Source organism: Xanthomonas sp. 60, from assembly GCF_011761925.1.
The window spans coordinates 586,760-607,361 of sequence record NZ_JAASQW010000003.1; the positions used below are offsets into that span (position 1 = coordinate 586,760).

18 protein-coding genes are annotated in these 20,602 nt (G+C 69.2%); 8 read left to right on the top strand and 10 right to left on the bottom strand.

Annotation, left to right across the window (positions count from 1 at the left end; genetic code table 11):
* The first annotated feature begins 12 nt into the window (after window positions 1-12).
* Window positions 13-633 (top strand): glutathione S-transferase, encoded by a 621-nt coding sequence (locus tag FHY09_RS09525; protein WP_166926507.1) that lies wholly within the window; start codon window positions 13-15, stop codon window positions 631-633.
* Between the two features lie 31 nt (window positions 634-664).
* Here FHY09_RS09525 and FHY09_RS09530 read toward each other — a convergent pair whose 3' ends face one another.
* Window positions 665-2,836 carry a primosomal protein N' gene (locus tag FHY09_RS09530; protein WP_166926509.1) on the bottom strand — a complete coding sequence of 724 codons (2,172 nt, stop codon included), beginning with the start codon at window positions 2,834-2,836 and terminating at the stop codon, window positions 665-667.
* Between the two features lie 414 nt (window positions 2,837-3,250).
* Between FHY09_RS09530 and FHY09_RS09535 the strand changes: the two genes are divergently transcribed.
* From FHY09_RS09535 to FHY09_RS09555, 5 genes are all read left to right on the top strand, one after another.
* Window positions 3,251-4,255, top strand: a complete 1,005-nt coding sequence (locus tag FHY09_RS09535; RefSeq protein ID WP_166926511.1) for a hypothetical protein — start codon at window positions 3,251-3,253, stop codon at window positions 4,253-4,255.
* 70 nt (window positions 4,256-4,325) lie between these two features.
* Complete coding sequence (locus FHY09_RS09540) at window positions 4,326-4,901, top strand: DUF3106 domain-containing protein (RefSeq protein WP_166926514.1); 576 nt, start codon at window positions 4,326-4,328, stop codon at window positions 4,899-4,901.
* A gap of 160 nt (window positions 4,902-5,061) precedes the next feature.
* Window positions 5,062-6,456 carry an MATE family efflux transporter gene (locus tag FHY09_RS09545; RefSeq protein ID WP_166926516.1) on the top strand — a complete coding sequence of 465 codons (1,395 nt, stop codon included), beginning with the start codon at window positions 5,062-5,064 and terminating at the stop codon, window positions 6,454-6,456.
* Window positions 6,457-6,591: 135 nt separating this feature from the next.
* Window positions 6,592-8,514, top strand: a complete 1,923-nt coding sequence (gene sppA, locus FHY09_RS09550) for a signal peptide peptidase SppA (RefSeq protein ID WP_166926518.1) — start codon at window positions 6,592-6,594, stop codon at window positions 8,512-8,514.
* A 128-nt stretch (window positions 8,515-8,642) separates the two neighbouring features.
* On the top strand, window positions 8,643-9,419 hold the full coding sequence (locus tag FHY09_RS09555; RefSeq protein ID WP_166926520.1) for an SDR family oxidoreductase: 777 nt from the start codon (window positions 8,643-8,645) through the stop codon (window positions 9,417-9,419).
* A 21-nt stretch (window positions 9,420-9,440) separates the two neighbouring features.
* On the opposite strand, the gene FHY09_RS09560 is transcribed toward FHY09_RS09555, so the two are convergent.
* The 9 genes from FHY09_RS09560 to FHY09_RS09600 form a co-directional block, all read right to left on the bottom strand.
* Window positions 9,441-10,106, bottom strand: coding sequence for a hypothetical protein (locus FHY09_RS09560; protein WP_166926522.1), 666 nt, complete (start codon window positions 10,104-10,106; stop codon window positions 9,441-9,443).
* Window positions 10,107-10,145: 39 nt separating this feature from the next.
* A complete protein-coding gene (locus FHY09_RS09565) occupies window positions 10,146-10,829 on the bottom strand; it encodes a DUF4124 domain-containing protein (protein WP_456362757.1) in 684 nt (227 codons plus the stop codon).
* A gap of 71 nt (window positions 10,830-10,900) precedes the next feature.
* Window positions 10,901-11,461 (bottom strand): Sua5/YciO/YrdC/YwlC family protein, encoded by a 561-nt coding sequence (locus FHY09_RS09570; RefSeq protein WP_166926524.1) that lies wholly within the window; start codon window positions 11,459-11,461, stop codon window positions 10,901-10,903.
* Window positions 11,462-11,576: 115 nt separating this feature from the next.
* Entirely contained in the window at window positions 11,577-14,063 is a 2,487-nt protein-coding gene (locus tag FHY09_RS09575) for a DNA topoisomerase I (RefSeq protein WP_166926526.1), read from the bottom strand.
* A 193-nt stretch (window positions 14,064-14,256) separates the two neighbouring features.
* A complete protein-coding gene (locus FHY09_RS09580) occupies window positions 14,257-15,174 on the bottom strand; it encodes an RDD family protein (protein WP_166926611.1) in 918 nt (305 codons plus the stop codon).
* A 58-nt stretch (window positions 15,175-15,232) separates the two neighbouring features.
* Window positions 15,233-15,961 (bottom strand): GYF domain-containing protein, encoded by a 729-nt coding sequence (locus tag FHY09_RS09585; RefSeq protein WP_166926528.1) that lies wholly within the window; start codon window positions 15,959-15,961, stop codon window positions 15,233-15,235.
* A gap of 39 nt (window positions 15,962-16,000) precedes the next feature.
* Complete coding sequence (locus FHY09_RS09590) at window positions 16,001-16,474, bottom strand: DUF494 family protein (protein WP_166926530.1); 474 nt, start codon at window positions 16,472-16,474, stop codon at window positions 16,001-16,003.
* Entirely contained in the window at window positions 16,471-17,646 is a 1,176-nt protein-coding gene (dprA, locus tag FHY09_RS09595; protein ID WP_166926532.1) for a DNA-processing protein DprA, read from the bottom strand. Before dprA ends, FHY09_RS09590 begins: the two co-directional genes overlap by 4 nt.
* Window positions 17,647-17,767: 121 nt before the next feature.
* Complete coding sequence (locus FHY09_RS09600) at window positions 17,768-18,907, bottom strand: LysM peptidoglycan-binding domain-containing protein (protein ID WP_166926533.1); 1,140 nt, start codon at window positions 18,905-18,907, stop codon at window positions 17,768-17,770.
* A 134-nt stretch (window positions 18,908-19,041) separates the two neighbouring features.
* Between FHY09_RS09600 and def the strand changes: the two genes are divergently transcribed.
* Both def and fmt read left to right on the top strand, forming a co-directional pair.
* Window positions 19,042-19,554 (top strand): peptide deformylase, encoded by a 513-nt coding sequence (gene def, locus FHY09_RS09605; protein WP_166926535.1) that lies wholly within the window; start codon window positions 19,042-19,044, stop codon window positions 19,552-19,554.
* Window positions 19,555-19,669: 115 nt separating this feature from the next.
* Window positions 19,670-20,593 (top strand): methionyl-tRNA formyltransferase, encoded by a 924-nt coding sequence (gene fmt, locus FHY09_RS09610; RefSeq protein ID WP_166926537.1) that lies wholly within the window; start codon window positions 19,670-19,672, stop codon window positions 20,591-20,593.
* Window positions 20,594-20,602 lie beyond the last annotated feature (9 nt).

The window sequence follows — 20,602 nt, forward strand, 5'->3', positions numbered from 1 at the left end:
AGGAAAACAACGATGCTGAAGATCTGGGGCCGCCGCAATTCCAGCAACGTGCGCAAGGTGCTGTGGTGCGCCGAAGAGGTGGGCGTGCCGTATGAATCGTTCGAGGTCGGCGGACGCTTTGGTGGCACCGGCACCGCGCACTACCAGGCGTTGAACCCCAATGGCCTGGTGCCGGTGGTGGAGATCGACGGGCTCCCGTTGTGGGAATCCAACACCATCGTGCGGTACCTGTCGGCCCGGTACGCGCTGGGCACGCTGTATCCGGAAGATGCGATGCAGCGCGCACAGGCGGAGAAGTGGATGGACTGGTCCACCTCGCGCATGGCGCCGCTGTACAGCGAGCTGATCTGGGGCGTGATGCGCACCGCGCCCGCCGACCGCGACGAGGCCCGCATCAACGCCGCGCTGGTGAAGGCCGGGGATCTGCTGGCCATGGCCGATGCCACGCTGGCGCGGCAACCGTGGCTGTCGGGTGACACCTTCGCGATGGGTGATGTTCCACTGGGCTCGCTGGTGTACGCGTGGTTTGAAATGCCGATCCAGCGGCCGGACCTGCCGCACCTTGCTGACTGGTATGCACGGTTGCAGCAGCGCCCCGCGTACCGGCGCGGCGTGATGACCGGCATGAGCTGAGGCGCCGCGCGCGGGTGCCGCGCGCTGTCCTTCAGTAAAGATCCATCGGATCCACATCCAGCGACCAGCGCACGCGTCGCGCCTCCGGCAGCGCGTGCAGCAGCGGCACCACGTGGTCCAGCACCGCGTGCAGCGCAGGCCGCTGCGCGCTGGAGAGCAGCAGCTGCGTGCGCTGGTAACCGGCGCGCCGTGGCATCGGCGCAGGCATCGGGCCGAAAGCGTCCAGATGCGGCTGCTCGCCCAGCAGCGCGCGCGCGGCGAGCAGGAACGCGTTGGCATGCTCCACCTGCTGCGCTTCGGCGCGCAGCAGCGCCAGGTGGGCGAACGGCGGGAAGCCGGCGGCCTGGCGCTGGGTGAGTTCTGCCGCCGCGAACGGGTGGTAGCCGCCGTTGACCAGTGTCTCCAGCAACGGGTGCCCGGGGTGGTGGGTCTGCAGCCAGACCTCGCCGGGATCGCGCGCACGTCCGGCACGTCCGGCCACCTGGATCAGCAGCTGCGCCAGTTTCTCCGAGGCACGGAAGTCGGCCGAGAACAGCCCTTCATCGATGCCCACCACCACCACCAGCGTCAGCTTGGGCAGGTCGTGGCCCTTGGCCAGGATCTGTGTCCCGACCAGGATCCCCGGCTGCTCACCGAGCGAGGCCAGGGTCTGCTCGAGCGCATCGCGGCGGGCGGTGGTGCCACGGTCGATGCGCAGCACCGGCACATCCGGGAAGGCCTGCACCAGGTGCTCTTCCAGGCGCTCGGTGCCGATGCCCTGCGGCTGCAGCGCCAGGCTGCCACAGGCCGGGCAGGCCAGCGGTGCCGGTTGCCGGGCGCCGCAGTGATGGCACTGCAGTCGCCGACCCGCGCCGTGCACGGTCATCGGGGCATCGCAGCGCTGGCACGGCGCTGTCCAGCCACAGTCATGGCACAGCAGGACCGGCGCGTAGCCGCGGCGGTTCTTGAACACCAGCACCTGCTGGCCGTTGCGCAGGTGCTCGGCGATGCCTTCCAGCACCTCTGGAGACAGCCCATCGCGCAGCGGCCGCTTGCGCACGTCCAGGATGCGCACCCGCGGCGGCCGTGCCTCGCCGGCGCGCTGTTTCAGGCGCAGGTGGGCAAAGCGCCCGGCGTGCATGTTGTGCAGCGATTCCAGCGACGGCGTCGCGCTGCCCAGCACCACCGGCACCCCCAGTGCCTTGCCCCGCACCAGGGCGAAATCGCGCGCGTGGTAACGGATGCCATCCTGCTGCTTGTAGCTGTTGTCATGCTCTTCGTCGACGATCAGCAGGCCGGCTTCGGGCAGCGGGGTGAAGATGGCCGAGCGGGTGCCGACGATGACCCGCGCCTTGCCGCGCGCGGCGGCCGCCCATACCCGCGCGCGTTCGTTGTCGCTCAGGCCGGAGTGCAGCGCGTGCACCGGCAGCCCGAGGCGCCCGCGGAAGCGCGCCAGGGTCTGCGGCGTCAGCCCGATCTCCGGCACCAGCACCAGGGCCTGACGCCCCTGCTGCAGGCAGTGCAGGATGGCCTGCAGGTAGACCTCGGTCTTGCCGCTGCCGGTCACGCCATCAAGCAGGAACGGCGCAAAGCCCGCGGCGCCGGTGATCGCCGCCACGGCCGCGGCCTGTTCCTCGTTGAGCACAGGGCCGGGGACCGGGTGCGGCAGGCGCGGTGCCACGCTCAGCGCCATGCGCTCGGCCAGCCCGCGCTTGGCCAGGCTGCGCGCGGCAGCCCGCCAGTCCGGCATGCGCGCGCTGATGACTTCTTCATCCACGATCGTCCCGGCCAGCAGTTCGGCCAGCTGCCGCGGACGGCTGCCGGCACGCAGTCCCTCCCGGCCCGCGTGGCCGGCCGGGGTGAGCTGCCAGCCCCACTGATGCGTATCCGGCAGCGGTTCGCCGTGGCGCAGCGGACCCGGCAGCGAGGTGGCCACCACGTCGCCGAACGCGGCGTGCGTGTACCGCGCCAGCCATTGCAGGCTTTGCCAGAGTTCACCCTGCAGCAGCGGCACCGGATCGAGCCAGGCCAGCGCCTGGCGCAGGCTCACCCCTTCGAGGGCCTCGCCGGTCCCCACCACCATGCCGATCAACTCCCGGGGGCCAAACGGCACCCGCACCCGGCAGCCCACGATCTCGCCCGGCGGGACGCCGTCTGGCGGCAGGTAATCGAACACCTGGGGCAGGGGCAGGGGCAGGGCGACGCGCAGGGTGGAGGGCAGCATGGGCCCAGTGTAACGGGCCGCCCTTCCTCCCAGCCCGCCCCGCCCGGCTGGCTGAACAGGCGTGCCCGCCAGTTGAACCTGCGCTAAATATGCAGCCCGCTTGGAGATTCGGGGTTATCCACATCTTGTGTGGATAACTCTGTGTGTTAGCGGAGGTTGAAGCCGCCAAGTGTCGATTGCGAAACGACCGGGCCCGGTATGGTCAAAAAATCGCCACAATAAAAAATCCAGCGGATTCAAAGGCTTGAATGTTAAACCCCGTAGAAACGCGGTGAAGGCCCCGCGCAGGCTCGCCGTGGCTGCCCCGGACATGCCGCTGTGCACAACGTGCACCACGAACCGCAGGAATGCGCAAGGGCCCCGCCATGCCGATAGCCAGCCGGTATCATTCCGCGTGATTTTCTGGAGCACCTGATGACGGCACCGACCGAACCCGTTTCACCCACCGCCGCTGGTGCCTTGACTGCCTTCCTGCGCGGCGTCGAGCGCCGTGCGCTGGTGGTCGCCGAATTGCAGACAGGCGACGCCGCGCGCGCCGAGCAGGCACTGGTCGCTGTCATGCGGGCGTTCGCCGCCGTAGCGACAGACCTCACCATGGCGCAGTGGCCGGCCCGCTTCTGGACCCTGCTGGCGGCGCGCCAGGCCTTGCGCGAGACGCCCACCGGCCAATGGCCCGGGCCACTGGCGCATCTGGGCTCGCTGGCCCCGGCGATCCGCCTGGCCTTCCTGCTGCGCGTCGGCGGGGGACTGGACGAGGACACCGCCGCGCGCGTGCTGGGCACCGATGTCGAGGACTATCAGCAGGCGCTGGCCGAGGCGTGCCCACGCACCGCCGACGGCGCGCCCGATGCCGCCGCCTGGCGCGCACTGGCCGAACAGGTCCAGCAGCGGATCCGTGAGCTGCCCGCGCAGCGGCTGAAGGAGCTGCAGCAGCCGGTCGCCGCCGGGCGCCGCGAAGAGGCCGCCAGGAGCTGGCGGGCGCCGGCGGAGGAGCGGCCTGCATCGGCGCCGTCGCGTCCGCGCCGGCGTCCTTCGCAGCAGCGGCGCTGGCGCGGTCCGGTCATCCTGCTGGGCACCGTGCTCGTGCTGCTGCTGGTCGGCCTGGGGTGGCGCTACTGGCAGGGGCGTGGCAGCGATGCGCCCGCCGACGTGCCGGCCGGCGCGGTGGGCGAGGCCGGTCCGGTACGAACCGAGGTGCTTGATACGCCGGCGCCCACCGTGGCCGCCGCGGGCACCGACGCGATGGCCGCCGACGATGCCGCGCTGCTGGCTGATCCCGACCATGCGCAGCTGGCCGATGCGGATCTGCACGCATGGTATGCCGCCGGCGGTCCGCTGCCGGTGGACGAATCCGAACCCCGCCCGAGCCGGCCCGAGCCCATGGCGGCGGCGCTGGAAACCTCGGCGGCGGACGAATGATCGCCGCGTCGGCACGCGCCGGACGCGCGCGGAAAGCCCCCTGACCTGCGCGGTGTATGCTTCACGCACGATGCGACACGCCCTTCTTTATTCCCTCGCTTTCTGCGCCCTGCTGCCCCTTGCTGCAACGGCTGCCCCCGACCGTACCGCGCTGGCACTGCCCGGCCCCGGCCTGCCCGACACCGGTGAGGGCATGGCGGTGCCTGCGCAGCGCTGGGACCAGCTGAGTCCGGAGCAGAAGCGCCAGCGCCGCGCCCAGTACACGGCCTGGCGTGCGATGGGCCCGGATGCGCAGCGCCGCGTGCGCGAGGCCGCTGCACGCTTCGCCGCGCTGCCGCCTTCGCAGCAGCAGGCCCTGCGCGAACGTTTCACTGCACAGGACCAGTCGTTCCGCGACGGCTGGCGCCTGGGGCCGCTGCTGGGTGAGTACTTCGGCCGCCTGCAGGGGATGTTCGGGTTCGTGCCCGAAGACCAGCGCGCGGCGACGCTGGCAGTGCTGCAGCAGCTCACTCCGGCCCAGGTGGCGCAATTGGCCCTTGTCGCACAGCGCACCCCGCCCCAGCAGCGCGACAGCGTGCGCGCGACGTTCCTGGCCATACCCGCCCCGCAGCGTGATGCCTGGCTGACGCAGCAGGTCGGCCGTTGAGGGCTGCACGCGCGTGATGGCACGTGCCGCAGGCCACTGCGGCACGGCGTGGCGCGAGCGTCCCTGCATGGGCTTTGCGCCCGCACGCAGTTAAGATGGCGCCCCGCAGCCCGGTGTCTGTGCCCTTCGCGCGCAGCCGTTGTTGCCGTTTCGCCTCATCATGTCCAATGCGTCTTCCAGCCCGCGTTTCCGCAAGGAACTGCGGGCCACCGGCATCCTCGCGCTTCCGCTGGTGCTCGGCCATGTTTCCACCGGCCTGATTTCCTTCGTCGACAACGTCATCGCCGGCCACCATGGCACCCATACGCTGGCCGCGGTGACCATCGGCACGGCGCTGCTGTGGCTGCCGATGCTGATCCCGATCGGCACGCTGATCTCGCTTACCGCCTCGGTCTCGCAGCTGCATGGCGGCGGCCGCGAACGCGAGATCGGCCCGCTGTTCCGCCAGGCGCTGTGGCTGGCGCTCGGCCTGGGCCTGATCATGTTCCTGTTCCTCACCGTGGTGCCGCCGCTGCTGCCCGCCTTCGGCATCGCGCCGGACATCGTGCCGGGCGCCACCGCGTTCCTGCACGCGGTGCGCTGGGGCGGGCCGGCGATGACGCTGTACTTCTGCATGCGTTATCTCAGCGAGGGCATGCACTGGACGCTGCCGACGATGCTGATCGGCTTTGGCGGACTGGTCGTGCTGGCACCCATGGGGTATGTCCTGGCCAACGGCAAGCTCGGATTCCCGGAGCTGGGCGCCGAAGGCCTGGGCATCGCCTCGGCGGTGATGATGTGGCTGCAGGTGCTGTGCTTTGCGGCGTATCTGTGGCGTACCAGGCGCTTTGCTCACCTGCAGCTGTTCAGCCACTTCGAAGGGCCGCGCTGGCGCGCCATCGGTGATCTGCTGCGTACCGGTCTGCCGATCGGCATCACCGTGCTGATGGAGGGCGGCCTGTTCATCGTCACGGCGCTGCTGATCGGGCGCCTGGGGGCCAACGAGGCCGCCGCGCACCAGATCGCGATCAACGTCGCACAGCTGTGCTTCATGATTCCGATGGGCGTGGCCGAGGCCACCACCGTGCGTGTCGGGCATGCGGTGGGCCGCGCCGACGGGGTCGGCGTGCGACGTGCCACGTGGGCCGGCTACGCCATCATCATGGGCACGCAGACGCTTTCGGCTCTGATCCTGCTGCTGGGCCACGATGCGATCGTCGGGGTGTACACCGAGGATCTTGCCGTGGCCGGACTGGCGTCCACGCTGCTGCTCTACGCGGCCACGTTCCAGTTCCCGGACGGCATCCAGGTGCTCTCGGCCGGCGCTCTGCGGGGCCTGAAGGACACCCGCGTGCCCATGTTCATCGCCATGTTCGCGTACTGGGGTCTGGGCATGCCGCTGGGCGCCGGGCTCGGCCTCGGGCTGGGCATGGGGCCGCAGGGCATGTGGATCGGCCTGATCGTCGGCCTCACCGCCGCCGCCGTGATGATGGGCTGGCGGCTGCGGCGCAGCAGCCAGCGTGTCGGCCAGGGCCTGGTCGATCCGCATCCCCGGGGCGCCGGCGCGCCGCTGTGAGGGATGCATCGCAGGGCCCCCTGACTTGTGTCCGATGCCGCGCGGCATGGCAACCGCTATGCTGACGTCACTGGCGACGGGTTTCCCGGCGTCCTCTCCCTGCACCCCACGGCAAGCCGCCCACCGGAGCTTTTCATGACCCACACCGTGCCACCGCTGCCCCCGGCGCGCCGCAATCCTGTCGCCAGCTTCTTCATCGGGCTGTGGGACGTGATGAACTTCACCCGCAGGCTGATCCTCAACCTGCTGTTCTTCGGCCTGCTGTTGCTGATCCTGATCGGGCTGGTCGTGGCGGCGGGCATGGGTGCGAAGTCCGGCACGTCGCTGCAGGACCGCACCACGCTGGTGATCGCGCCGGAAGGCCGCCTGGTGGAGCAGTTCACCGCCGATCCGGTCAGCCGCGCCTTCGCCAAGGCGATGGGCGACAACAACGCCGAGGAAATCCAGCTGCGTGACCTGATCCGGGTCATCGACGCGGCGCGCGAGGACAAGAAGATCGAGCGCGTGGTGCTGGAGCTGGACAAGCTGCAGCCGTCGGGCTTCGCCTCGCTGCGTGAAGTGGCCGCCTCGCTGCAGGCGCTGCGTGCCTCCGGCAAGCAGATCGTGGCCTACAGCGATGGCATGGGCCAGGCGCAGTACCTGCTCGCCGCGCAGGCCGACGAGATCTACCTGGATCCGATGGGCGCGGTGCTGCTGGAAGGCCTCGGCCGCTACCGCCAGTACTTCCGCGCGGGCCTGCAGGACAAGCTCGGCGTGGACGTGCACCTGTTCAAGGTGGGCGAGTACAAGTCCGCTGCCGAACCCTACGTGCTGGACGCGGCTTCGGCCGACGCCAAGGAAGCCGATCTGTACTGGATGACCGACGTGTGGCAGCGCTACCTCGACGACGTGGCCAAGGCCCGTGGCCTGGATGCGGCGCAGCTGGCGGCCGGCATCGACACGCTGCCCGAAGGCGTGGCGGCCGCCGGCGGCGACCTGGCGCGCTTCGCGCTGCAGCAGAAACTGGTCACGGCGCTGAAGACCCGCGAAGAGTTCGAAGACCTGATGGCCGAACGCGGTGTCGCCGACAGCGATGCCGACAACGGCTTCCGCAGCATCAATCTGGACGCCTACCAGAGCGTGGTCGACACCCGCCGCAGCCCGGTGGATGCGCGTCCGCAGGTGGCGGTGGTGGTGGCTTCGGGCGAGATCAGCGGCGGCGACCTGCCGGCCGGCCGGATCGGCGGCGAGTCGACCTCGGCCCTGCTGCGCGAAGCGCGCGAGGACAGCGACGTCAAGGCGGTCGTGCTGCGCGTGAACTCACCGGGTGGCGAGGTGTTCGCCTCCGAACAGATCCGTCGCGAAGTGGTGGCCCTGCAGGCCGCCGGCAAGCCGGTGGTGGTGTCCATGGGTGACCTGGCCGCCTCCGGCGGTTACTGGATCAGCATGAATGCCGATCGCATCTATGCGGACCCCTCGACGATCACCGGCTCGATCGGCATCTTCGGCATGGTGCCGAACGTGACGCGCGCGCTGGACAAGATCGGCGTGCACACCGACGGCGTCGGCACGACGCGGTTCGCCGGTGCGTTCGACATGACCAAGCCGCTGGACCCGGCGGTCGGCCAGGTGATCCAGTCGGTCATCAACAAGGGCTACGCCGATTTCACCGGTCGCGTCGCCGAGGCCCGCAACAAGACGGTCGAGGCGGTGGACGACGTGGCGCGCGGACGCGTGTGGTCCGGTGCGCAGGCGAAGGAACGCGGCCTGGTCGATGCCTTCGGTGGCCAGGCCGACGCCGTGGCCGATGCCGCCGCGCGCGCCAAACTCGGTGGCGCCGACAAATTCCGCGTGCGCTACATCGACAAGCCGGCCACGCCGTTCGCCCAGTTCCTCGGCGGCTTCGCCGGCAGCCGTGCCGGTGCCTGGATGCTGTCCGAATCGGGCCTGGCGCGCACGCTCCTGGCACGCGCGATGCCGGAGGTCGACACGCAGCTGCGCTTTGTCGAGAACGCCGCGCGCGAGCAGGGCAAGGGTGCCCCGGTGAAGTCGCTGGCGTACTGCTTCTGCGGCTTCTGATGCCGGATTGAACAAACAGGGCGGGGGCCGTGCATGGCCTTCGCCCTTTTTTCTGCCTCCGTTTCCTGTGTCCGGCGCTATGCTCTGCGCTGGTTGAAACGGGCATTGCCCCGCAGGAGAAGACACACGTGACTGCGCAGCGTTGGCGGCTGGATGGACAGACCGCCCTCATCACCGGCGCCAGTGCCGGCATCGGTCTGGCCATCGCACGGGAGCTGCTTGGCTTCGGTGCGGACCTGATGATCGTCGGCCGTGACATCGATGCCCTGGAAAGCGCCCGCGACGAGCTGGCCGATGAACATCCCGGGCGCGCCATCCACGCGCTGGCCGCGGATGTTTCCGATGATGATGATCGCCGGCAGATCCTGGACTGGGTTGAAGACCACGCCGATGGGCTGCACCTGCTGATCAACAATGCCGGCGGCAACATCACCCGGCCGGCCATCGAGTACACCGAGGACGAGTGGCGTGGCATCTTCGAGACCAATCTGTTCTCCGCGTTCGAGCTCTCGCGCTATGCGCATCCGTTGCTGACCCGGCACGCCTCCTCGGCGATCGTCAATGTGGGCAGTGTCTCCGGGCTCACCCACGTCCGCAGCGGCGCGGTGTACGGCATGACCAAGGCGGCGATGCACCAGCTGACCCGCAACCTGGCCGTGGAATGGGCCGAGGACGGGATCCGGGTCAATGCCGTGGCGCCCTGGTACATCCGCACGCGGCGGACCTCCGGGCCGCTGTCGGACCCGGATTACTACGAGCAGGTGATCGAGCGGACCCCGATGGGCCGAATCGGCGAGCCCGAGGAAGTGGCCGCGGCGGTGGGCTTCCTGTGCCTGCCGGCGGCCAGCTATGTCACCGGTGAATGCATCGCCGTGGACGGCGGCTTCCTGCGCTACGGGTTCTGACGCTGCCCGCCACGCAGCCGGTCACGGCACCGGGCAGTTGCTGGCGCCCAGCACGGCCTCGATCCGCAGGCGCTCATTGGCGGCCTCGATCTGGTTCTCCGGCAGCGCGAAGCGCTCGCGTCCCCGTGCATCGCGCAGCCGCTGCTGCCAGGCGCCGCAGCGCTGCTCGAGGGTCAGGGCTTCGCACGCATCGCGGACCACTTCACAGCTGGCCGCGTTGTCCGGGGCGACACTGCCGCCGAGTCCACTGATCGACATGTCCGCACAGCGCGGGGGTGCCGGCTCGCGTTCGTGCAGGTACTGGCTGCCCTCGCGTGAAACGCAGCGATAGATCTCCGGGAGCGGCGGGCGGGGCGGACCGTCGGCCAAGCGGGCGGCCTCCTGTGCACGCAGGACATCGCTGTCCAGCAGACCCTCCGCGCCGCCCTCCACGTCCATCGCTGGGGCGGTGGGCGGGGCCCGGCTGTCCAGCACCGCGGCGGCAGGCGCTTCGCCCAGCGCCGTGGTGGTGGTCGCGTTGGCCGACGCACCGCGGCGCTGGATGATCTGCGCGTGGCCGGAGGGGCACGGGCGGTCACGCACGGTCACCGTGCCCTGTTCGTCGGTGCAGCGGAACACGATGGCCTCCTCGGCGCTCGCCGGCCGTGCGGCGCCAAGCAGCAGGCAGGTCAGCAGCAGCGGGCGCATGCACGGGGTCATGGGGCGATTGTATCGACCTGCCACGCCTCAGCCACCGGCGCAGTCCTGGCCAAGGCGTGCGTCAATGCCCCGCTGCTCGCGCAGGATCGCGTCGCGTTCGCCCTGCAAGGCACTGTTGTAGCGCCGGTCCAGCGTCCAGCGCTGGTCGCGCAGGCGCGCGCAGACCTCCTGCTGGGGCAGGGCATGGCAGGCATCGCGGACCAGGATGTTGCCGGCCGGCACGCTGACCCCGACCCCGATACCCACCTGCGGTGGTCGACCGTGCGCGCCGCCGGGACGGCCATGCGGCGCTGCCTGCCAACCGCCGCCACCGCTGTGCCCGGGAACCCAGGCCGTGGTCCACAGGGGCACCCAGCGCGGGTTCCCTTCGTTGCTGTCGCTGATGTAAGCCTCGCCGTCCTCGGGGATGCACTCGTACATCGGGCGGGGGGGCTGGACGTAGACATGGCGGATGTCGCGCGGTGCCTGGGAGGTGGGCGCCGCCGGCGATGCACGCTCGCTGCTGCTGGCCGTGCGCGCGGGCGGATCCTGTGGGCGCTGCATGTCGCGCTGTTCCTGGCGACCGGCGGTGCACGGCGCGTCCTGCAGCGCCACGGCGCCGCTGCTGCTCACGCAGCGGTAGATGCGCACATTGCCCGCCGCGGGCGGGGCCGCGGCCACGGGCCCGGCAAGGGCGACCAGCGTGGCCAGAAGCAAGGGAGGCAGGTCCATGCCGCCATCGTGCGGCATCGGCCGGGGTCCGCGCCAGTCCGCGAGGCGCGGAGCCGGGCCGGTGCCCCTGACTAGAACCGCAGCACGTTCCCGCTGAGCGCGTCGCGGATCGGCGTCGGCTGTGCCAGGCCGCCGGTCTCGCCCGCCAGCCATCCCGACAGTTCCGGCAACAGGCGCGGATCCAGCGCCTGGCGGGTTCGCGCAGGGGGTTCGCCGGCGAGGTTGGCGCTGGTGGACACCAGCGGTCCGCCCCAGGCACGGCACAGCGCGGCCACCACCGGGTGCGCGCTGATGCGCACGGCCAGGCCGCTGTGCTCACCGGTCACCCAGGACGGTGCCAGCGGCCCTGCCGGCAGGATCCAGGTGTTGGCGCCCGGCCAGCTGGCCAGGACCTCGCGCTGGCGCGCATCGGGCAACGTGTCCAGGCGTGCCCAGCCGTGCAGCTGCTCCAGCTCGGCAGCCACCAGGATCATGCCCTTGGCCTCCGGACGCTGTTTGAGCCGCAGCAGTGTCTGCACGGCGCGGCCCTGGCGGGGGTCACAGCCCAGCCCCCAGACGGCCTCGGTCGGATAGGCGATCAGACCGCCCGCGCGCAGGGCGAGGACGGCGGCGTCGAGTGTCAGTTCTTTCATCGCGGCAACCCGCAGCAGAGCCGGTGCAACCGGCCGGTGGCGCGCATTATCGCGCCATGCTGGCGCACGCGGTAGCGGTGCCCGTGCCGGCCCGCAGGCCGGCAAGCTGGGCAGCTCAGCCGGTGGCGGGAGCGGCCTTCTTCACCGCCTTCTTGACGGCCTTCTTCACAGCCTTCTTTGCCACCTTCTTGACCGCTTTCTTCGCAGCTTTCTTGGTCGGGATCTTCTTGGCCACGGCCTTCTTCGGCGCCGCTTCCTTCTTGGCGGCCGTCTTCTTGGCCGCCTTCTTCGCACCGAAGCCCTTGCGCACCGGCTTGCCGGTCTCTTCCATGAGCTGCTGCACCTCGGCCAGCGTCAGCGAGGCGGGCTCACGGTCCTTGGGAATCTTGCCGTTGAACTTGCCATCGCTCAGGTACGGGCCGAACCGGCCATTGAGCACCTGGATCTCGCTGCCTTCGAATTCCTTGATGATCCGGTTGCGCGCGATCTCTTCCTTTTCCTCGATCAGGAACACGGCACGGGCCAGATCGATGGTGTACGGGTCGTCTTCCTTCTTGAGCGAGGCATAGGTGCTGCCGCGCTTGGCGAACGGACCGAAGCGGCCGATGCCCACGCTGACATCCTCGTCCTTGTCCTGGCCCAGGGCGCGCGGCATCAGGAACAGTTCCAGCGCATCTTCCAGGCTGATGGTGTGCATCGACTGGCCGGGGCGCAGCGAGGCGAACTTCGGCTTTTCCTCGGCATCTTCGGCGGTACTGCCGATGGCCGCATACGGTCCGAAGCGTCCCAGGCGTACGCTCACCGGCTTGCCGGTCTTGGGGTCAGTGCCGAGCTCGCGCGCGCCACTGGCCTCGGCACGGTCCACCGATTCCTTCTTCTCTTCCACCAGGTCCCGGAACGGGCCCCAGAAACGGGCCATCAGCGGGATCCAGTCCTCCTCGCCGCGCGACACCGCATCGAGCTCATCCTCGAGCTTGGCGGTGAAGTCGTAGTCCACGTACTGGGTGAAGTGGCTGGAAAGGAACTTGGACACCGCACGGCCGACATCGGACGGGCGGAAGCTGCGGCCTTCCATCTCCACATACTTGCGGAACTGCAGGGTCTGGATGATCGAGGCATAGGTCGAGGGACGGCCGATGCCATATTCTTCCAATGCCTTCACCAGCGCCGCTTCAGTGAAGCGCGGCGGCGGCTGGGTGAAGTGCTGGTCGGCCACGATGCGCTCGAGCGGCACGCGGTCGCCGGGCTTCATCACCGGCAGCTTGCGGCCTTCGTCATCGTCGTCGGCGCCCTTGGTGTCCTTGCCTTCCTCGTACACGGCCAGGAATCCGGGCACGACCACGGTGGTGCCGCTGGCGCGGAAGACGTGCTCGCTGCCTGCCGACAGATCCACGCTGACGGTGTTGAGCGTGGCCGGAATCATCTGCGAGGCGACCGAACGCTTCCAGATCAGCTCGTACAGCCGGCGCTCGTCATCGGTCAGGAAACGGGCCACCTGGGCCGGGGTGCGCAGCGCAGAGGTGGGGCGCACGGCCTCATGCGCTTCCTGCGCGTTCTTGGATTTGGTGGTGTAGGTGTTGGGCTGGTCAGGCAGCGATTCGATGCCGAAGTCGCGCGCGATCACATCGCGGATCTCCGCCAGCGCGTCCTGCGAAAGGTTCACCGAGTCGGTACGCATGTACGAGATCAGGCCGACGGTGCCTTCCTCGCCGATGGCCACGCCTTCATAGAGTTTCTGCGCCACCTGCATCGTCTTGCGCGTGGTGAAGCCCAGCTTGCGCGAAGCCTCCTGCTGCAGCGTGGAGGTGGTGAACGGCGCGGCGGGGCGGCGCTTGCGCTCCTTGCTGACCACGTCGGTGACGTGCAGCGACCCCTGCGCGGCCTGCTGGATGCGCAGGCGCGCCGCTTCGGCGGTGTCACCGTCGGTGACGGTGAACTGTTCGAATTTCTGCCCGTCGAGCTTGACCAGCTTGGCATTGAACGGCTGCGAAGGATGCGCGCAGGCCGCGCCGATGGACCAGTACTCACGTGCGATGAAGGCTTCGATTTCTTCTTCGCGTTCAACGATCATGCGCAGCGCCGGACTCTGCACGCGGCCCGCGGACAGGCCACGCTGCACCTTGCGCCAGAGCACCGGAGACAGGTTGAAGCCCACCAGGTAATCCAGCGCACGGCGGGCCTGCTGGGCATCGACCAGGTCGGCGGCGATCGCGCGCGGCTGGTTCATCGCTTCCTTGATGGCGCGCGGGGTGATCTCGGTGAAGACCACGCGCTGCATCGGCTTGTCCTTGACCAGCCCGCGCTCGCGCAGGATCTCGGCGATGTGCCAGCTGATCGCCTCGCCCTCGCGATCCGGGTCGGTCGCCAGGAAGATGTCGTCGGCGCCTTTGGCGGCCTTGGCGATCGCGTCGACGTGCTTTTCGTTCTTGTCGATGACGTCGTAACGCATCGCGAAGTTGTTGTCCGGGTCGACCGCGCCTTCTTTCGGAATCAGGTCACGCACGTGCCCATACGAGGCCAGGACGGTGTAGTCCTTGCCGAGGTATTTGTTGATCGTCTTGGCCTTGGCGGGCGATTCGACGATGAGCAGGTGCTTGGGCATGGGGGTCCGGTTCTGTGCGCACGGCCGGGAAGGGGCCGTTAGGGTGGAGCAAATGGCCGCATTAGTGAAGCAGCCGTAACGATTTGAATAAGTCGAACGCCCGGGGGTGGGCCGGGCGTTCAGCTTTTCTCTTTATTAGAGGAATCACGCCGTGACCGCCCTGTCAAGCGGTCACGACACGTGGCGGTCAGGTTCAGCCCGCCATCCTGGCGATCATGCCGAGTGCAGCCACCAGCACTGCCATCAGGCCGAAGAAGCCGATCCCGCCGATCACCAGCACGACCACGGTCACCGTGCCCAGCTCCTGGCGCTGCAGGTGCGGCTGGTCGGTGAAGGCCCACTTGTCGACCACCACCGTGTCGCACAGCATGTCATGCAAGGCCTGCTTGCGCTCGGTGAAGGCCGCCATGATGTAGCCGATCGCCAGGATCAGGCCGCTCAGGATGGTGGCGAAGTAGCGGCCGATGGAGCGCGCCAGGCTGATGCGTTCGCCGGAGCTGCGCACCACCTTGATGCCGATGGCCATCTTGCCCGGCGTCGCACCGCCGGTGCTGGCATGGAACCAACCGTAATAGGCCAGGCCGATGACGAAGCCGATCAGGCCGCCGATGATCTGCCCGGCGATCTCCGCCGACGACGACGAGCCGCCCGCCAGTGCGCCGACGGCCGTGATGACGCTGACGATCATCGACACCGCCAGGAGGATGACGTAGTCGATCAGGTAGGCCGCCACGCGCTTCCAGAAGCCGGCGTAGACCACCGCGCCGCCCTGCAGCGGGCCTGCCGCATAGCCCACCGAAGACGCCGGTGCGGTGTAGGGCGAGCTGCTCAGGGGGCCGGCGCCCGGCAGGGGCGCGGTGGCGTTGTCGATGGCCGCGTAATCACCGCGCAGATCAATGCCACCACCGGTCTCGGACGCCGTCGCGGCCGTGGCCAGCGTCTGCAGCTGCAGTTCCTCGACCTTGGTGCGCAGTTCGGCCCACTGCGCCATCCCTTCGCTCCAGACCAGCGTATCCAGGGTCAGCTGGCCGCGCTGGAACAGGTGCCGGAGTTCCTCTTCAGCCACGGGCCCCTGTCGCTGCTGGCCTTCTGCGTAATACCACTCTTTCATCATCATCCCCTGTGGGTCGTCCTTGGAAAACGTCATTGCATGCGGTGATGCGCAGGGATCAGCCCTTGCAGCCCGCAGGCAGGTATTTGTCGGCACTTTCGCCGCTGCATGCCCAGTGTGCCGCATCAGCGTCGTATTCGAGCCACAGCAGGTCGCCATCCACGGCCGGCTTGCCGACCTCCAGCGTCGCTTCGATGCCACAGTTGCCGCTGTCGAAGCGGCCCAGCTGGAGGCTGGAGACCCCCTGCGCCCGCAGGCCGTCGCGTTCGGGGAAACCGGGATCGGCGCTGGTCGGGCAGCGGCCCTCGGCGGCGGCGAAGGTTTCCACCTGGGGCTTGAGCATCTGCACGGCGATGGCCGCCTCGGCCACTTTGCCGCGGACCACGTAATCGTCGTAAGCGGGCAGGGCGATGGCCGCCAGGATCGCGCCGATCGGCACCAGCACCAGCAGCAGCGCGCCGCCGATGATGGCGACGATGGCGCAGCCGGACAGCCCTTTCCTGGGCACGGCAACGGGGGCCGGCATCGGCGCCGGCGGCGCGGCGACCGGCGCCGCCGGGGGCAGCGGTGGCACGGGCGCGGCCGTGTCGGTCAGGGGCGGCGGTACCAGTCGGTCGACGAGGTCGAATTCACCGGCGACACTGCGCAGCGGCTGCCAGTTGGCCATGCCGTCGCGCCAGACCAGCGTCTGCAGGCTGATCCGGCCAGCGGTATACAGCGCCTGGATTTCCTCACGCGACACCGGGCCGAGCTGGCGATTGCCCTCGGCATGAAACCATTCACTCACGAAAACGCCCCCTGTATGCGCAAGGGGGCAAGTGTACGGTCAGTGAAGCGGTTCTGGCTCGTCCAGGAACATCTGGGTTTCCATCCAGGCGTACGCCGCTTCGGCGCCGGGCTGGTTGAACAGCACCATCAGCACCACCCACTTGAGGTCATCCAGGTCCAGCTCGTCCTGGTCCAGGGCCATCGCGCGGTCAAGCACCAGCTCGCGCTGGTCCGCATCCAGAATACCGTGCTGTTCCAGGTACAGCAGGAAACCGCGGCACTCCACATCCAGCTTGTCCAGTTCCGGGCCGTGGTAGACGCGCACCGGACCGTCCACACGGCCTGCGGACATGGCCGGGCGCTGCGCGGCCAGCACATCGAGCCAATCGAATGCCTTGGCGATCTCGGTCGGACTGAACCCGGCCTGGATCAGGCCGTTCTGCAGGGAGTCGCGGTCCCTGATCAGGTCGGCGTCCTCGCTGAAATAGTGTTCAAACAGGTACAGCAGGACGTCCAGAATGCTTTCTTTCATTGCCCCTCGGCCTGCGTCTTCGACGCTGTGGAGGTTGGGAAACCCGGGTTTCGACAGTAGCGGCCGTGTTCACAGACCACGATCCCCGCCAGTTCCATGGCCAGCAGCATGGAGGACAGCTGCACAGCCGTCAATCCGCTGCGACGGATCAGGCAATCCATAGGGGTTGGGTCGTGATCCAGTGCTTTCCACAAGCACTGGTAGTCGGCGTTGCCAGCCAGGGAGGGCGGCAGTGCGTGCTGCCGTCCCCGTTCAGTGGGGCCGGTGACCGGTTTTTGCAAGTCGCCTGCGGCCAGCGCCGGGAAATCACGCGACAGCGCCGGGGCCAGCAGCGTGAAAACCTCCTCCGGCGTCTCCACCAGGGCCGCGCCGTCGCGGATCAGCCTGTGGCAGCCCTGCGCACGGGGATTGCGCACTGAACCGGGAATGGCGCAGACCTCGCGCCCGGCCTCGGCCGCCAGCCGGGCGGTGATCAACGCGCCCGAGCGCATTGCCGCCTCCACCACCAGCGTGGCCAGGCCCAGTGCGGCCACCAGCCGGTTGCGTGCCGGAAAGTGCGCCGGCCGCGAGGACGTGCCCGGTGCGTACTCGCTGACCACCGCGCCCCGCGTGGCGATGGTGGCCTGCAGATGGCGGTGATGCGGCGGATACACCTCGTCCAATCCATTGCCGACGATCGCCACCGTGGTGCCCCCGGCATTCAACGCCGCTTCGTGGGCGGCACCGTCGATCCCCGCCGCCAGGCCACTGAGCACCGTCAGCCCGGTGCGGGCGAAGGCGGTACTGAACTCGCCCGCCAGCGCGCGTCCGCTGGGGGTGGGCGAGCGGCTGCCGACCACGGCCACCAGTGGCTGCGCCAGATGGCCGGGATCGCCGTGCACGAACAGCGCCAGCGGTGCTTCGGCCATCTGGCGCAGGGGCAGGGGCAGGGCGGGCAATGGCAGCAGGTGGTGGCCGGGCTGGTCCAGCCAGCGCAGGGTGCGGTCGATGGCTGCGTGATCGGGCTGGGCCAGCCGGGCGCGTTGCGCCGGCGTGCAGCCAACGGCCTTCCACAGCGTGGGCCCCGCACGCAGGGCCTGCACCGGGCCCGTCTCGTGGAAAGCCAGGCGATGCCGGGGCCCCAGGGCGCCGTTGGCGAGGATGAGAGTGATCAGGGCAGCGCGGTCGTCCATGCACCCAGCGTGCGCCGCAAACCAGGACGGCGCCCTAGGGCGCCGTCGTAGTGTGCTGTCGGTGGCAGGACGCGCCCGCCACCGGCGGGGGCCTACCGGACGGCGGCGTCACGCCACATCGTCATTGCGCATCGGGATGGCGTGCGCCGTATCCCACCAGCACCGGCTTCACGCCCTTCATCACCAGCGCGTAGCTGACGTCGTCGAAGGTACGGAACACCATCGCGTGCGCGGCGTATTCGTCCGGCAGCGAAAGACGGCCCGCCCCGTCCACGCGCGAGGTATCCATGCGCGAAGAGTTCGGATATTTCATGCGGTGGTTGACATGGCTGCCCTGGCGCCAGAGCGAGAACACGGTGCCGTTGTCCACGCCCTGCACGCGTCCGGCGGAAATCGCGATGACATCGCGCGGGCCCCCTGACAGGAACATGTCGGTCACCGCCAGCACGCGCACATCGAGGCCGTCCACGCCCGGCGCCGGAATGTGCGGCACGAACTGCAGGTCGTACGGGGTGGCTTCCACCGGGACCAGCCGGTCGCCGGGCCGGACTTCGCGGCCATCGCCGTTGGCCTGCAGCGCCAGCGAGACCACATCGGCGTTGCCGGTGGCCAGGCGGGTGACGGTGCCGACATTCACCTTGGCCAGTTCATAGCCCAGGTGCTGCGCCGGCCGCTTCACCGGCACGCTGTAGTTCTTCCACAGGTTGCCGCTGCCCGGTGTCACCCGACCGTTCGGGTCGAGATCCTCGGTCGGCTTGGGCAGTGCATAGCTCACGGTCGGTCGCACCACGGCGTAGCGCTGGCCCACCTGGGCCTGTTCCAGGCCACGCACGTAGGCGACCTGGCCACTGGTGGCGCGCAGGCGGTCATCTTCCAGCCCGGCCACGTAGGGCAGGTGGTCGATGCGGTCCACGACGCTCAGCTCCTTCAGGAACGGCTCGACTTCCGACAGCGGAATGGCATTGATCGGCGCTTCCCGGCGCGGTCCCTGCTGCACCGAACCGACGACGCGGTCCAGATAGGCCAGGCTCAGCACGTCCCCCGGATAGATCAGGTGCGGATTGGCCACCTGCGGGTTGGCCTGCCAGATTTCCGGCCACAGCCAGGGCTTCTCCAGGAACCGCGCGGAGATGTCCCACAGCGTGTCGCCTTTCTGCACGACATAGGTGGCGGGGTGCCCGCCATTCACTTCAACAGCGGTAGCATAGGCGGCAACGGTCAACATCGCCGCGGCGACGACCGTGCGGATACGTAGCAACATAAGAGTGGTCAGCCCTGATTCCCCAACAGGTTGCCGCACTATAGTCCAGAAACCGGGGCGCAGGGCAAGCGTTGGCGATAGAATCTGCGCCGTACCGCCGGTCCTGACCGGCCCTCCCCAGACGATGACTCCCCATGGCCCTGCTTCCCATCCTCGAATTCCCCGATCCGCGCCTGCGCACCAAGGCTGCGACGATCGATGCCGCCGAGGTGACCACGCCGGCATTCCAGACCCTGCTCGATGACATGTTCGAGACGATGTACGACGCCCCCGGCATCGGCCTTGCCGCCAGCCAGGTGGACGTGCACAAGCGCTTCATGGTCATCGACGTGAGCGAAGGCAAAGACCAGCCGATGGTCTTCATCAATCCGGAAATCGTCGCCCAGGACGGCGGCCAGGTGTACCAGGAGGGCTGCCTGTCGGTCCCCGGCATCTTCGCCGACGTCCACCGTGCCGACACCATCACCGTGAAGTACCTGGACCGCCAGGGGCAGGCGCAGGCGCTGTCCACCGACGGCCTGCTCGCGGTGTGCGTGCAGCACGAGATGGACCACCTGGACGGCAAGCTGTTCATCGATTACCTCTCGCCGCTGAAGCGCGAGATGGTGCGCAAGAAGCTGGCCAAGCAGCGCAGGCACGTGGCCTGATTCCAGCACGGCCGCCGCGCGCGGCCACCCTGCCCATGCCGCCGGCGTGGGTTGTCCGGCGCCGCTCACCGGCGCCGAAGTTTCGTCTGCACGTCCATCTGCAAGTGGGGTAGCCATGAGGATTGTCTTTGCCGGTACGCCGGAGTTCGCGGTGTCATCGTTGCGCGCGGCTGCGCGCCATCACGAAGTGGTGGCGGTGTATACGCAGCCCGATCGCCCGGCGGGCCGCGGCCGCGGGCTGGCTCCTTCGCCGGTCAAGCTGGAGGCGGTGGCGCGTGGCATCCCGGTCTTCCAGCCGGAAACACTGAAGGACGCCGCCGCCCAGGCGCAGCTGCGCGCGCTGCAGCCGGACCTGATGGTGGTGGTGGCCTACGGACTGATCCTGCCGCGTGCGGTGCTGGACATGCCCACCTACGGCTGCTGGAACGTGCACGCCTCGCTGCTGCCGCGCTGGCGCGGTGCCGCGCCGATCCAGCGCGCCATCCAGGCGGGCGACGTACAGACCGGCGTGTGCCTGATGCAGATGGAGGCCGGCCTGGATACCGGCCCCGTGCTGCTGGACCAGTCACTGCCGATCGCCGCCACCGATACCGGTGGCCAGCTGCACGACAAGCTCGCCGCACTGGGGGCGCAGGTGCTCTCCGATGGCCTGGGCCTGCTGCGCGCAGGCATCAAGCCGATCGCGCGGCCGCAGCCGGCCGAAGGCGTGACCTACGCGCACAAGCTCGACAAGGCCGAGGCACGGCTGGACTGGAACGGTGATGCGCAGGCGCTGGCGCGCACCGTGCGGGCCTTCAACCCGTGGCCCATCGCCGAAGCGCAGCTGGCCGGCGAACGCGTGCGCATCCATGGGGCCGTGGCGCTGGATGACAATGGCGGCCAGGCACCGGGCACGGTGATCGGCGCCGGCCGCGAAGGCATCGATATCGCCTGCGGCCAGGGCGCGCTGCGGCTGCGCGTGCTGCAGCGCGAGGGCGGCAAGGCGATCACCGCCGCCGACTACCTCAACGCGCGCCGTGACCTGCAGGCAGGGGCCTGACCAGGTGGC

Excerpts from the sequence above, each read along its gene's own strand:
- FHY09_RS09525 (WP_166926507.1), top strand. The coding sequence starts at position 13 with ATGCTGAAGATCTGGGGCCGCCGCAATTCCAGCAACGTGCGCAAGGTG.
- FHY09_RS09530 (WP_166926509.1), bottom strand. The coding sequence starts at position 2,836 with ATGCTGCCCTCCACCCTGCGCGTCGCCCTGCCCCTGCCCCTGCCCCAG.
- FHY09_RS09535 (WP_166926511.1), top strand. The coding sequence starts at position 3,251 with ATGACGGCACCGACCGAACCCGTTTCACCCACCGCCGCTGGTGCCTTG.
- FHY09_RS09540 (WP_166926514.1), top strand. The coding sequence starts at position 4,326 with ATGCGACACGCCCTTCTTTATTCCCTCGCTTTCTGCGCCCTGCTGCCC.
- FHY09_RS09545 (WP_166926516.1), top strand. The coding sequence starts at position 5,062 with ATGTCCAATGCGTCTTCCAGCCCGCGTTTCCGCAAGGAACTGCGGGCC.
- sppA (WP_166926518.1), top strand. The coding sequence starts at position 6,592 with ATGACCCACACCGTGCCACCGCTGCCCCCGGCGCGCCGCAATCCTGTC.
- FHY09_RS09560 (WP_166926522.1), bottom strand. The coding sequence starts at position 10,106 with ATGCGCCCGCTGCTGCTGACCTGCCTGCTGCTTGGCGCCGCACGGCCG.
- FHY09_RS09565 (WP_456362757.1), bottom strand. The coding sequence starts at position 10,829 with ATGGACCTGCCTCCCTTGCTTCTGGCCACGCTGGTCGCCCTTGCCGGG.
- FHY09_RS09570 (WP_166926524.1), bottom strand. The coding sequence starts at position 11,461 with ATGAAAGAACTGACACTCGACGCCGCCGTCCTCGCCCTGCGCGCGGGC.
- FHY09_RS09575 (WP_166926526.1), bottom strand. The coding sequence starts at position 14,063 with ATGCCCAAGCACCTGCTCATCGTCGAATCGCCCGCCAAGGCCAAGACG.
- FHY09_RS09580 (WP_166926611.1), bottom strand. The coding sequence starts at position 15,174 with ATGAAAGAGTGGTATTACGCAGAAGGCCAGCAGCGACAGGGGCCCGTG.
- FHY09_RS09590 (WP_166926530.1), bottom strand. The coding sequence starts at position 16,474 with ATGAAAGAAAGCATTCTGGACGTCCTGCTGTACCTGTTTGAACACTAT.
- dprA (WP_166926532.1), bottom strand. The coding sequence starts at position 17,646 with ATGGACGACCGCGCTGCCCTGATCACTCTCATCCTCGCCAACGGCGCC.
- FHY09_RS09600 (WP_166926533.1), bottom strand. The coding sequence starts at position 18,907 with ATGTTGCTACGTATCCGCACGGTCGTCGCCGCGGCGATGTTGACCGTT.
- def (WP_166926535.1), top strand. The coding sequence starts at position 19,042 with ATGGCCCTGCTTCCCATCCTCGAATTCCCCGATCCGCGCCTGCGCACC.
- fmt (WP_166926537.1), top strand. The coding sequence starts at position 19,670 with ATGAGGATTGTCTTTGCCGGTACGCCGGAGTTCGCGGTGTCATCGTTG.